The sequence below is a fragment of the Alcanivorax sp. HI0083 genome (assembly GCF_001635175.1).
In genome coordinates this window covers 1-11,423 of the sequence record NZ_LWFX01000969.1, presented here as the reverse complement: position 1 = coordinate 11,423, position 11,423 = coordinate 1, and the positions used below count along the sequence as shown (strand labels likewise).

The following is an 11,423-nucleotide window of genomic DNA, read 5'->3' as shown; positions in this document are numbered from 1 at the left end:
CCCCGGCGGCGTCCCAGTTTCCGTCCTGGGCTGCGTTCATGATGGCCAGCATGGTCGATAGGGGGGGTATCGCCGGGTCGAATGCTGTCATCTTGCAGGGAGTCAGCAATCACCGCTTCGGCTTTCTCCCCTGTATCAATGACATCCTTGATGGTCAGCGAGCTATCGTCCGCGTGGCTCCACGGTGCCAGGAGCAGCAGGCAGGCGATCAGGGGGAGAATTCGGTGCGTCACAGGGTGGATTCCTCAAGGCTGGGGGCTGTTGTGCCAAGGCAAGGCTAGAATGTACCGCTAACCGGGGTGTCGGCCAATGATGGTGGCGCTGACAAGGCCGCAGAGAACAGACCGACGGGCCTGTCAGACAGAGCAATGGCGGCAATTGGCAGGTATTATCCCGGTTTTACGGGGGATTTTGCTTTAAAATCCCGGCCGTCGATTTTTCGGGCAGCGCGGGTTGCCTCGAACCTGGGATCAATGAACCAAGGGAAAACAGATGACCGTAATTCTGGCCTGTCTGCTGACTTATGCAGGCTGCATTGTTTTTATTCGGGTGCGTAACCGGGAACCGTTTGGCCTGAAGCGCCAGCTGTCGGACTTTTCCACCTTTATGGTGCCGTTCAATATTCCGGCCTATCTGCTGTCCAAGGTGCCAACCACGCCGCGCCTGAGCCTGTCACATCTGCCAGAGCTACAGCTGATTGAGGATAATTGGGAAACCATTCGCGATGGGGCGGTGGCGCTGTATCACGGGGGGCTGATTACGGCGAAAGAGGATCTGCCGGCCAGTAGTTTTTACAAGGATAATCGCTGGACCAGTTTTTATCTGAAAGTGTATGACAACAAGCTGCCCTCGGCCTATGACCTGGCGCCGAAAACCATGGCGCTGCTGGAGCAGATTCCCACCCTGAATATCGCCCTGTTCGCGGTGTTGATGCCGGGCAAAAAACTGAATCGCCATCACGATCCGTTTGCCTACACGCTGCGCTACTCCATTGGTCTGAGTACCCCCAATGATGAAAACTGCGGGTTGACGGTGAATGAGGAGGATTACATCTGGCGCGATGGCGACAGCATTATCTTCGATGAAACCTATATTCATTCTGCGTGGAATCGCACGGACACTCCGCGCATCATCCTGATGACTGACGTGGATCGCCCCCTGAAGAGTAAATGGGTGCAGAAGGCGTACTGGTTCTTCGGCTGGTTTTTTAATCGCTTGTTCATGATTGACAACGTGGACAGTAGTCACACTGGCATTGGTAACAAGCTGGGCAAGGGCGTTCTCGCGTATAAAGCGTTCCTTAAATCGGTGAAGAGGAAGAATAAGCGGTTCTATGTAACAGCCAAGTGGGCGGTGGTTCTGGCAGTGCTGGGCAGCATCGGTTACTCATTGCTGTGAATGCTATTCATTTTTCAAAGAACGATTAACGGTAGCAGCGCGGCGAAGATCTGCCGTGCTGTGATTGGCAGCCGCTGAATTGCCGTGACAATATTGGTGTGGGGAGATAATAAGTAAAGCTGCAGACAAAATAAGAATCGAAACAGGAATAATAACAATGATAAGGACTGTCATTGCCCGCAGGAGCGCCGTGCTCTTGCCCATCGTGTTGTTGTCGCTTTCCTTTACCGCATCGGCCGACGTGGCCGTGGCGCCGGCTGGGCCCTTTTCCGCCAGCGGTGAATTGGCCATGAAAAAAGGCCGTATACCGGTTTCCTGTGAAACCACCTTTGATGGCCGCGTGGATGCCGCCGGTGGGCTTCGTGTTACTGCGGTGACTTTCGGGGGGCTCAACCCTTTGTGTAAAAGCATCAAGGCGCTGGGCCTGCCCTGGCAAGGGCAGGTGGATAGCCCCCGCAAGCTCACGGTGCATGATATGCAGGTTAAAATCCGTGTGCCCTTGCTTGGGGGGATTTGCGGCCCGGGGCCTGTGTCGCTGGTATGGCGTAATCCCGAGGCTTCGGCCAGCTTTGAGCAGGTTAGTTTGGGGCCGGATTGCGCCATGAACGGCACCATGCTGACTACGCCACAGGTGGATATCCGCCATCCGATGCAGACCGGTGCGGTTACACAAAGTGCGAGTTTGCCCTGAAGACGTATCAGCTTTGTTATTCCGGCCTGATCGGCGTTTCCCCTGCGCCCGTCCCCCCGCTATTATGGCCAGCTTGATGGGCTGCCTGGTGGGCGGCCACGGCACACAGAACAGGCAAGGATATAACAATGCAAAATGTGGTGGCGATTCCCGCAAACCCGGCGCTGGTGAACAGCACGGAAGATTTCATTCACGCTGTTGAGAATGATCGCAAGGACAGCGCGGAGAAGTTCATCCAGATGGCAGATCATCTGACCGACCGTGTTCTTAGTCTGTTCCTGGTGGAGCCGGCGAACATGACCGAACTGTCCGGAGGCCAGAAAAAAGTCATCGATTTTGCCGTTTCTACTGCGGGCAAGGCGTCCAGCATGCTGACTCGCCAGATCTTCAAGAAAATCACCAGCAAGGAATTTGCACCGGTACTGGCGAACGTGAAAGACATGTACTGGCAGGCCGGTGACGACAACGGTAACCAGGCTCATATTTCGTTCCCGGTGGATGACGCCTTTGCCGAGAGATTCCGCAAGGCCACCGAGCTGTGTGCGGCGGGCAAAGGCACCGAGGATGTGGCGCTGGTGACCCGCGCCATGGGCGATGTGGCAGACAAGATTATCGATGAAGTCTTTGTTGCCAACACCAAGGAAGTGAAGGTGGGGTTTGTGACCCAGAAGGCCTTGAATGTGGGGGTGGATGGCAGCCGCAAGGCGGTGCATGCGGTGAACAACAAGGTGCTCAAAGATCTGAGTGATGCCGAGCTGCAAGGTTATATGGCCCACTACCAGGGGCTGCTACGCCAGCGTTAAGGGTTGGCGTCAGCATAAAAAAACGGGGCCAGCTGGCCCCGTTTTTTTATCCGGCGTCAGGCACCGGGCGTTATGCGATTCAGGCTTTATTGCCATTTGCCGGACGGTTGTTGCGTTGCGGCCGGCGCCGACGTTGCCCGTTCCCGGCAGGTTTTCCTGCACCTGCATTGCCGCCATTGCCGTTGGCCTTGCTGCCTTGATGCGCGCGTTGGCCGTTACCGGACGACTGCCCGCCCCGGTGGCCACCGGAGGAAGGTTTTTTCGGCTTCTTGGGGCGTTTGTTTTTGGGAGGTAAGGGAGCGCGGCCAGCGGGAAGCGGTTCGCCGGGCTCAAAGCCCGCCACGATTTTGCGCTCCAGCTGTTGCTGGGTCAGGCGCTCAATGTCCTTGAGCTGCTGGAACTCGTCGGCACTGACCAGGGAAATGGCCTGGCCCGTGGCGCCGGCCCGGCCGGTGCGGCCGATACGGTGCACGTAATCCTCGGGGACATTGGGCAAGTCCACGTTGACCACCTGGGGTAGCTGTTCGATATCCAGGCCGCGGGCGGCGATGTCAGTGGCGACCAGCGCGCGCACCTTGCCGCTTTTGAAGTCGGCCAGGGCGCGAGTGCGGGCGTTCTGGCTTTTATTGCCGTGGATGGCGGCGGCTTCAATGCCGCTGGCTTCCAGTTGCTTGGCCAGCTTGTTGGCGCCGTGCTTGGTGCGGCTGAATACCAGCACCTGGAACCAGCCGTGCTCCTGAATCAGATGCGTGAGCAGGGCGGGTTTGCGCCTCTTGTCCACCGGGGCGATCCATTGGGTGACCAGTTCGGTGGTGGTGTTGCGCGGGCTGATATCCACTTCCACCGGGTCGTTGACCAGCCCTTTGGCCAGGGCACGAATTTCCGGCGAGAAGGTGGCAGAGAACATCAGGTTCTGACGTTTGGGCGGCAGTTTCGAGAGGATCTTGCGGATGTCGTGGATAAAGCCCATGTCCAGCATGCGGTCGGCTTCATCCAGGATCAGCACTTCCAGGTGATCGAACTTCACTGCGTTCTGCTGATACAGGTCCAGCAGGCGTCCCGGTGTGGCCACCAGCACATCGCAACCGCCACGCAGGCGCTGCATTTGCGGGTTGATCTTCACACCACCGAATACCACGCTGGACGTCAACGGCAGGTTCTTGCCGTAGGTGGAGACGCTTTCCGCCACCTGGGCGGCCAGCTCGCGGGTTGGCGTGAGCACCAGGGCGCGGACCTGATTGTTGCGGGCAGGCGTGCCGGTGCGCAGGCGTTCCAGAAGCGGCAGGGTAAAGCCGGCGGTTTTGCCGGTACCGGTCTGGGCGGCGGCCATCACATCACGGCCGGACAATACGGCGGGAATGGCCTGGGCCTGAATAGGGGAAGGGGTGTCGTAGCCACGCTCAGCCACGGCCGCTTGCAGGGCATCACACAGCCCGAGATCTGAAAAATGCATGAAGTTGGGAGGATCAGCTGGAAAAGGGCGGCAAGCCTAACTGATCCGGGGCGTGAACACGAGTAATGCTTGGTAAAGCCGACGGCCGGTTCAGGCTGCCTGGTGGCTGATATCGTGGCTTTCTATGGATTCCCATTGGCCGGCGTCGGCGGCATGGCTGTCCTCGAAGATGCCATCAACCTGCTCGGGGAGCCAGTTCAGATCCAGGGCTTCATTCTGTTCCATTTTTCCTTCCCCTCTGTTTATTCTGTGTACTAACGGTAGCGTGATCGGGCGGCGGGCTTCTGTTGTGACGATGTAAGCTTTTGCTTACATATGCGTCTCAATGGTAGCCGGGCTGGATTACTGTCAGCGGGTGTGGGCAAAGCCCCGTACCCACTCAAGCAAGGAGAGCAATATGCAGGAACTGGACTGGGCGCAGGTGGGGACCCACCTGATTCAGCTTGGCGCGGCCTTTGTGCTGGCGTTGCCGGTGGCCTGGAACCGGGAACAGAAGGCGCGAGGCGCCGGCTTGCGTACCTTTCCGCTGGTTTCCATTGCGGCTTGTGGCTATATGTTGGTGGGAATGCAGGTGTACACCGGGTCCGACGCGGAAGCGCGGGTCATGTACGGGATTATTACCGGCATGGGCTTTATCGGCGGTGGGGCGATTCTCAAGGATGGGGCTAACGTGAGCGGTACCGCCACAGCGGCGAGTCTGTGGAATACCGGGGCGATCGGTATTTCGGTGGCTTACAGTCGTTATGAAATTGCCTTGGTGCTGTCGCTGATCAACTTTTTGATTCTGCAGTTTTCTCGCTCATTCAAACGCAGCGGTGAAGAGGAAAGCTGAAACGCCTTTAGCGCGTTGCCCCAGTTCGCTGGCAGCGGCGCACTGTGGCCTGTCCGGATCAGCACTGAGCCAGAATGGCCTGGCGGACACAGTGAAGGACGCCGGTGGGCCAGTCGTCAGCCAGTTGTTCCTTGATCTGGCGGTAGCTGAAGGTGTCTTCCGCCAGGTTGGCCTGGCTGAGCAGGGCGTCCTGGATGATACCGATTTCCACGTCGCTGAGGCCCAGGGCCTGTTCCAGTGACAGCTTGCCGTTGACCACCAGCTGGCTCAGCTCCCGGTAGACGGTCTGCTCGTTCAGGTTCTGTTGCCGGGCGATGGCAGGCGGGTCCATGTTGGCCAGGGCCAGGGTGAGAATTTCGTTGCTGTCCGGGCCGGCGTCTTCTGCCTCGCTGGCGCTGTTGCCATTCGCCGCCTCATTGAGAACGGCAAGAAAGTGGTCGCCGTAACGTTCCAGTTTGCGATCCCCGACACCGCTCACGGCGGAAAATTCCATGCGGTTGCGCGGACGAATGGCGAGCATATCCATCAGGGTGGCATCGTGGAAGACCACATAGGGCGGCACCCCTTCTTCTTCGGATAGCCGTTTGCGACAGGCGCGCAGGGCTTCCCACAGCGCGCGATCCGCTTCCGCCACGTTGGACTGGCTTTTGCGGGTGCCGGCTTTTTTCGCTTTGGCGATTTCCTTGCGCAGGTGCAGGGGTTGTTCCCCGCGCAGGTAGGGGCGGCAGGCGTCGGTCAGTTGCAGCGCGCCGTAACCGTTCATGTCCACGGTGAGCAGGCCGCGGGCCACCAGTTGACGGTAGATGCTTTTCCACTGGTTGGCGTTGAATTCGTTACCGATGTTCCAGGTGGACACATGATCGTGCCCGGCGCTGGCGACCTTGTCGGAGCGATTGCCGGTAAGCACGTCGATCAGGTGATTGACGCCGAAGCGCTGTCCGGTCCGGTAGACACAGCTCAGGGCTTTTTGGGCGGCTTCGGTGGCGTCGAAGGTTTCCGGTGGGTGCAGGCAGGTGTCGCAGTTACCGCAGGGCTTTTCCAGAGTTTCGGCAAAGTAGTGCAGCAATGCCTGGCGGCGGCAATGGGTGATTTCGCACAGCCCCAGCATGCTTTCCAGGCGCTGGTTTTCGTTGCGCTTGTGCTGCTCGTTGCCACTGCTTTGGGCGAGCATCTGTTTGAGCTTGATGGCGTCTTCCAGCCCATAGGCCATCCAGGCTGTAGCCGGGTTGCCATCACGGCCGGCACGGCCGGTTTCCTGATAGTAGGACTCAATGCTCTTGGGCAGATCCAGATGCGCCACAAACCGCACGTCAGGTTTGTCGATGCCCATGCCGAAGGCAATGGTGGCGACCATGACAATGCCGTCCTCGCGCAGAAAGCGCTGCTGGTGTTTTTCCCGCAGCGGGCCAGAAAGCCCGGCGTGGTAGGGCAGAGCATTAATGCCCTGCTGGCATAGCCATTCGGCCACCCGGTCCACCTTGTTGCGCGACAGGCAGTAGACGATCCCCGCTTCACCGGCGTGCTCGGCACGCAACAGGCGCAGTAACTGATTGCGGGCGCCGTCCTTGCGCTCGATACGGTACTGGATGTTGGGGCGGTCGAAGCTGGAGACAAAATGCCGCGCCTGGGTCAGGTCCAGTCGCTCGGCAATTTCCGTGCGGGTGCGTTGGTCCGCGGTGGCGGTTAACGCAATGCGGGGCACTTGCGGGAATTCCCGGTGCAGCAGGGACAGCTGCAGATAGTCGTTGCGGAAATCGTGCCCCCACTGGGACACACAGTGGGCTTCGTCGATAGCGAACAGGGCGACCTCAGCCTGTTTCAACAGCGCCAGGGTACGCGGCTGTATCAGCCGCTCCGGGGCGATGTAGAGCATGTCCAACTCGCCTTGCAGCAAGGCGTTTTCCAGCTCGCGTACTTGTTCCAGTGACAGGGTGGAGTTGAGGAAGCCGGCTTTCACGCCCAGTGCCTTGAGCGCATCCACCTGATCCTGCATCAGGGCAATCAGCGGGCTGATCACCACACCGGTGCCTGGCCGGACCAGGGCGGGGATCTGATAGCACAGGGATTTACCGCCGCCGGTGGGCATCAGCACCAGGGCGTCGTCGCCCTGTATCAGGGTATTGATAATGGTCTGCTGTTCACCGCGAAACTGGTGGTAGCCGAAGACATGTTCAAGAACGGAGTGGGCATTGGATTGCATGGCCGGGAGTATACCCGTGGGACCGGAGCGATGACATCCGGACGACATGCATTCGAGTGTCATGACGGTGTGGTAGCGTTTTGGGCACTGTGGACGGTTAAGTGTGTAGGTAATGACAGAAATATTTCGTCAGTTTTTGCTGCTGGGGCTGATCAGCTTTGGCGGGCCGGCGGCCCATGTGGGGTATTTTCACCAGCGATTTGTGGTGCAACTGCAATGGTTGAGCGAGGCGGACTTTGCCCGCTTGCTGGCACTCACCCAGTTTCTGCCGGGGCCGGCGTCCAGCCAGTTGGGCTTCGCCATAGGCCGGGTGCGCGGCGGGGTGGCGGGGGCGTTTGTGGCCTTTATTGGTTTTACCTTGCCGTCCTTTTTGTTGATGGCACTGCTGGCTATCTATGCGGCAGCACTGCCGGAATGGCTGCAGGGTGGTGTGGTCACAGGCCTGAAGTGGCTGGCGGTGGTGGTGGTGGCCGATGCCGTGTGGAATATGGGGACGCGCTTTTGTACGGCCCCGCTGACGCGGGGGCTGGCACTGGGCGTGGCTCTGTTGCTGCTGCTCTGGCCCGCGCTCTGGGGGCAGGTGGCGGCCTTGCTGCTGGCGGCAGCGGTGGGCTGGTACTGGTTGCGCCCTGCAAATGCTCAGCCGTTGCAGGGCAAGCCGGTCTGGCGTTGGTTGCCGTTGGTGATTTTTGCGCTTTTGGCGTTATTGGCGCTGTTGCCCGCCGGGCAGTTGCTGGGGCTCTGGAATGATTTCTTCACCGCTGGTGCGCTGGTATTCGGTGGCGGCCATGTGGTGCTGCCATTATTGCAGGAGCTGGTGGGGCCACAGATGAGCCCGGACTCGTTCCTGACCGGTTATGCGGCTGCCCAGGCGGTGCCCGGGCCCATGTTCTCGCTGGCAGCGTATCTGGGGGCCGTTTTGCTACCAGCCAGCCCCTGGTGGGGCGCCTTGCTGGCCACACTGGCGATTTTTCTGCCCGGTTTTTTACTGGTGTTGGGAATGATGGAAGGGTGGCAATGGTTGTCCTCCCGCCCGGCACTGGCCGGTGCGGTGGCGGGCATCAATGCGGCGGTAGTGGGGCTGCTGCTGGCGGCGCTGTATCAACCGGTGTTCATCTCTGCGGTGCATGATGGGTGGGATCTGTTGATCGTGGTGGCGGGATTCGTGGTGCTGCGCAGCAAGACGGTGCCCTTGTGGGGAATGGTGCTGGGCATGGCGGCGCTAGGAGTGTTGGCAGGTTTGGTGTAGGCGCGCCGCCAGCGGCGTTCCTGCCGCAGAGAGCCGCGCGACAGGTGGGGCTTGCTCGAAAGTCGGAATCATGATTCACTTCTTTAAAGAAATGAATGTGGATTCCGTTTATGGCGTACCGGGAAACCGACAATGTGAAAGCCCGCAAGGCGGCCCAGCGTGCCCATCTGCTGCGTAATGCAGAGCAGTTGGTGCGTGACAGCGGTTTTGCCGGGCTGACCATGCAGACGCTGGCCCGCCAGGCTGGCGTTGGCGTGGGCACCCTGTATCGCTATTTCGACAACAAGGCGGTGCTGGCGGCGGAGGTATTTCGCCTGGCCACCGAGCGGGAAGTGGCGGCGGTGGCCCAGGCCATGGAGCAAGACGGCGATTTTGCTCAGCGGCTGGAATACGTGCTGCAGGTGTTTGTACGCCGGGCGCAAGCCGCGTCTACGCTGGCCTGGTCCCTGATCGCCGAGCCGGTGGACCCGGCGGTGGACGCGGAGCGTCTGATCTACCGCCAGCGTTATGCCGAGCTGTACCAGCAGTTGTTGAGCGATGGCGTCAGCCAGGGAGCATTGCCCATGCAGGACACGGCTGTGAGTGCGGCAGCACTGGTGGGCGCCATTGCTGAGGCGCTGGTGGGTCCGTTGTCCGAACCGTTACCCAAGGCCAGCCTGGCGGAATCCCTGACCCAATTTTGTTTGCGCGCGGTGGGTGCTCCACCGGCGCAGGCGCAAGCTATTCAGCAGCAACAGACTGCGTAAAAAGCAGCAACGGCAGCGCGCTTTCCCTGCGTGGGGAGTGGCCGTGGAGCTTGTTGCATGAAGCGTGAAACACGCTGCGTTAATAAACCGGGAGAGCTCACATGAATGCCAAGCACGACACCCTGAAAGCGGACCCGCTGGCCCAGACCCATGAGGTCTTCAACCAGGCCCGGGCGCTGGAAGATTACAACGCTTACGACAACGATACGGCCCTGCGCGAGGCGGTGGCCCGCCATGGCGCGGGCTGGGCGGAGGATGCCCTGTCTGCCCACGGTGCTCGCACTGGCAGTGCCGAAGTGATCGAGTGGGGCTTTCTGGCCAACGAACACAAGCCACAGTTTTTTTCCCACGATCGCCAGGGGTACCGGGTGGACCTGGTGAAATACCACGAGTCTTACCACCGGTTGATGGCCCTGGGGCTGGAGTCTGGCATGCACTCTTCTCCCTGGGCGGACCCCAAGCCCGGGGCCCATGTGGCCCGGGCAGCGCAGAGCTATTTACAGGCGCAGGTCGATGCCGGCCACGGTTGCCCGCTGACCATGACGTTTGCCTCGGTGCCCTCCATTAGCCTGACGCCGTCATTGGCGAAGGCGTGGTTGCCCAAGATTCTCAATAACGCCTATGACCCGCGCAATGTGCCCCATACCGAGAAGCAGGCGCTGACCATTGGCATGGGCATGACCGAAAAGCAGGGCGGTTCCGATGTGCGTGCCAACACCACCGTTGCTACTGCCATTGGCAATGAAGGGCCGGGTGAAGCCTATGAGCTGGTGGGGCACAAGTGGTTTACCTCCGCTCCCATGTGCGATGCCTTTCTGGTGCTGGCGCAGACGCAAAGCGGGTTGAGCTGTTTTCTGGTGCCGCGCTGGCGCCCGGATGGCAGCAAGAACCCGATCCAGGTACAGCGCCTGAAAAACAAGATGGGCAACGTGTCCAACGCCTCCTCGGAAATCGAGTTGCGTGGTGCATTGGGTTGGTTAGTCGGCGAAGAAGGCCGTGGGGTGCCGGCGATTATCGAAATGGTGGCGATGACCCGTTTCGATTGCATGATCGGGTCGGCATCGGGGCAACGTCAGGCGGTGGCCCAGGCCGTGAACCATGCCGCCGGGCGTGCGGCTTTCGGCAAGACTCTGCTGGACCAACCCTTGATGCGTAACGTGCTGGCGGATTTGCAGCTGGAAGTGGAAGGTTCCCTGGCCATCGCCATGCGCATGGGCGAAGCGCTGGATCAGTCCACGCTGGACCCGTCCAACAGCCATGAAAGCCTGCTGCTGCGTCTGGGCTTGCCCGCCGGCAAATACTGGATCTGCAAACGCACCCCGTTCCATGCCTACGAGGCTATGGAGTGCCTGGGTGGCAACGGCGTGACGGAGGACTTCATCATGGCGCGCCTGTATCGCGAAGCGCCAATCAATGCGATCTGGGAAGGCTCCGGTAATGTGCAGGCGCTGGATATGCTGCGCGCCCTTGGTAAAACGCCGGCAGTGCTGGATACCTGGTTTGCGGAACTGGCGAAGACCCAGGGGAGTGATGCCCGTCTGGACAAGGCCGTGGACGCGCTCAAGCGCGAATTCAGCGATATGGATGAGGCGGAATACCGGGCCCGGGATATCGTGGATCGGGTATCACTGACCATGCAGGCCAGCCAGCTGGTGGCCGCCGGCAATACCGCCGTAGCTGACGCCTTCATCGCCTCGCGACTGGGAGAGCATGGGGATCGGAATTATGGCACCTTGCCCAGAGGGCTGGATCTGGATGAGGTGCTGAAGCGGGCGAACCCGTGGGAGGGCAATTAATAGTTAATAATGAATAATTAATAGCTGGGCGAGCAACGACTGTCTTAATGCCAAGCAATGAGGCCGCGCCCAAACATTGGGCGCGGCCTCATGCGTTTCAAAAAACGAAAACCCGTCTCGCGACGTTATTAATTAAAGCTTCAGCTTTCCTGCAATCTCGAACCACATGGCGCGGAAGGCCTGGGCGGAGGGGGTATAGGGGGCGAATTCGCCGACCGGCGCGCGGTGGTCTCCCATCTGCTCCACGTGGGTGGA

The 11,423-nt window shown here is 60.0% G+C and carries 12 protein-coding genes; 7 read left to right on the top strand and 5 right to left on the bottom strand.

Annotated features, from left to right (window positions below; genetic code table 11):
• A partial coding sequence (locus A3754_RS26635) for a hypothetical protein (protein WP_156496955.1) occupies window positions 1-233 on the bottom strand: 233 nt, incomplete at its 3' end.
• Window positions 234-492: 259 nt separating this feature from the next.
• Between A3754_RS26635 and A3754_RS11335 the strand changes: the two genes are divergently transcribed.
• Window positions 493-1,398: an aspartyl/asparaginyl beta-hydroxylase domain-containing protein gene (locus A3754_RS11335; RefSeq protein WP_063519771.1), complete on the top strand. Its 906-nt coding sequence runs from the start codon at window positions 493-495 to the stop codon at window positions 1,396-1,398.
• Between the two features lie 3 nt (window positions 1,399-1,401).
• Here A3754_RS11335 and A3754_RS27675 read toward each other — a convergent pair whose 3' ends face one another.
• On the bottom strand, window positions 1,402-1,689 hold the full coding sequence (locus A3754_RS27675) for a hypothetical protein (protein WP_197468632.1): 288 nt from the start codon (window positions 1,687-1,689) through the stop codon (window positions 1,402-1,404).
• Here A3754_RS27675 and A3754_RS11330 point away from each other — a divergent pair.
• Together A3754_RS11330 and A3754_RS11325 are read left to right on the top strand one after the other, a co-directional pair.
• Window positions 1,688-2,089 carry an activator protein gene (locus A3754_RS11330; RefSeq protein WP_231880593.1) on the top strand — a complete coding sequence of 134 codons (402 nt, stop codon included), beginning with the start codon at window positions 1,688-1,690 and terminating at the stop codon, window positions 2,087-2,089. The two genes, A3754_RS27675 and A3754_RS11330, sit on opposite strands and share 2 nt — an antisense overlap.
• A 128-nt stretch (window positions 2,090-2,217) precedes the next feature.
• On the top strand, window positions 2,218-2,892 hold the full coding sequence (locus A3754_RS11325) for a hypothetical protein (RefSeq protein ID WP_063519769.1): 675 nt from the start codon (window positions 2,218-2,220) through the stop codon (window positions 2,890-2,892).
• A 79-nt stretch (window positions 2,893-2,971) separates the two neighbouring features.
• Here A3754_RS11325 and A3754_RS11320 read toward each other — a convergent pair whose 3' ends face one another.
• Both A3754_RS11320 and A3754_RS28730 read right to left on the bottom strand, forming a co-directional pair.
• On the bottom strand, window positions 2,972-4,345 hold the full coding sequence (locus A3754_RS11320) for a DEAD/DEAH box helicase (RefSeq protein ID WP_063519768.1): 1,374 nt from the start codon (window positions 4,343-4,345) through the stop codon (window positions 2,972-2,974).
• A 90-nt stretch (window positions 4,346-4,435) separates the two neighbouring features.
• Window positions 4,436-4,570, bottom strand: a complete 135-nt coding sequence (locus A3754_RS28730) for a hypothetical protein (protein WP_255363131.1) — start codon at window positions 4,568-4,570, stop codon at window positions 4,436-4,438.
• A 172-nt stretch (window positions 4,571-4,742) separates the two neighbouring features.
• Here A3754_RS28730 and A3754_RS11315 point away from each other — a divergent pair, with 172 nt between their 5' ends.
• Window positions 4,743-5,177 carry an MgtC/SapB family protein gene (locus A3754_RS11315; protein WP_063519767.1) on the top strand — a complete coding sequence of 145 codons (435 nt, stop codon included), beginning with the start codon at window positions 4,743-4,745 and terminating at the stop codon, window positions 5,175-5,177.
• Window positions 5,178-5,235: 58 nt separating this feature from the next.
• Here the strand turns inward: A3754_RS11315 and recQ are convergent, their stop codons facing one another.
• Window positions 5,236-7,377, bottom strand: coding sequence for a DNA helicase RecQ (recQ, locus tag A3754_RS11310; RefSeq protein WP_063519766.1), 2,142 nt, complete (start codon window positions 7,375-7,377; stop codon window positions 5,236-5,238).
• Window positions 7,378-7,489: 112 nt separating this feature from the next.
• Between recQ and chrA the strand changes: the two genes are divergently transcribed.
• The 3 genes from chrA to A3754_RS11295 all read left to right on the top strand — a co-directional run bounded on the left by chrA (window position 7,490) and on the right by A3754_RS11295 (window position 11,168).
• The gene (gene chrA / locus A3754_RS11305; protein WP_063519765.1) at window positions 7,490-8,626 is read left to right on the top strand and encodes a chromate efflux transporter; all 1,137 of its coding nucleotides are present in this window, start codon (window positions 7,490-7,492) and stop codon (window positions 8,624-8,626) included.
• A gap of 95 nt (window positions 8,627-8,721) precedes the next feature.
• Window positions 8,722-9,372, top strand: a complete 651-nt coding sequence (locus tag A3754_RS11300; RefSeq protein WP_082872339.1) for a TetR/AcrR family transcriptional regulator — start codon at window positions 8,722-8,724, stop codon at window positions 9,370-9,372.
• Between the two features lie 101 nt (window positions 9,373-9,473).
• On the top strand, window positions 9,474-11,168 hold the full coding sequence (locus A3754_RS11295; protein ID WP_063519764.1) for an acyl-CoA dehydrogenase family protein: 1,695 nt from the start codon (window positions 9,474-9,476) through the stop codon (window positions 11,166-11,168).
• The last annotated feature ends 255 nt before the right edge of the window (window positions 11,169-11,423 follow it).

Excerpts from the sequence above, each read along its gene's own strand:
- A3754_RS11335 (WP_063519771.1), top strand. The coding sequence starts at position 493 with ATGACCGTAATTCTGGCCTGTCTGCTGACTTATGCAGGCTGCATTGTT.
- A3754_RS11330 (WP_231880593.1), top strand. The coding sequence starts at position 1,688 with ATGAAAAAAGGCCGTATACCGGTTTCCTGTGAAACCACCTTTGATGGC.
- A3754_RS27675 (WP_197468632.1), bottom strand. The coding sequence starts at position 1,689 with ATGGCCAATTCACCGCTGGCGGAAAAGGGCCCAGCCGGCGCCACGGCC.
- A3754_RS11325 (WP_063519769.1), top strand. The coding sequence starts at position 2,218 with ATGCAAAATGTGGTGGCGATTCCCGCAAACCCGGCGCTGGTGAACAGC.
- A3754_RS11320 (WP_063519768.1), bottom strand. The coding sequence starts at position 4,345 with ATGCATTTTTCAGATCTCGGGCTGTGTGATGCCCTGCAAGCGGCCGTG.
- A3754_RS28730 (WP_255363131.1), bottom strand. The coding sequence starts at position 4,570 with ATGGAACAGAATGAAGCCCTGGATCTGAACTGGCTCCCCGAGCAGGTT.
- A3754_RS11315 (WP_063519767.1), top strand. The coding sequence starts at position 4,743 with ATGCAGGAACTGGACTGGGCGCAGGTGGGGACCCACCTGATTCAGCTT.
- recQ (WP_063519766.1), bottom strand. The coding sequence starts at position 7,377 with ATGCAATCCAATGCCCACTCCGTTCTTGAACATGTCTTCGGCTACCAC.
- chrA (WP_063519765.1), top strand. The coding sequence starts at position 7,490 with ATGACAGAAATATTTCGTCAGTTTTTGCTGCTGGGGCTGATCAGCTTT.
- A3754_RS11300 (WP_082872339.1), top strand. The coding sequence starts at position 8,722 with ATGTGGATTCCGTTTATGGCGTACCGGGAAACCGACAATGTGAAAGCC.
- A3754_RS11295 (WP_063519764.1), top strand. The coding sequence starts at position 9,474 with ATGAATGCCAAGCACGACACCCTGAAAGCGGACCCGCTGGCCCAGACC.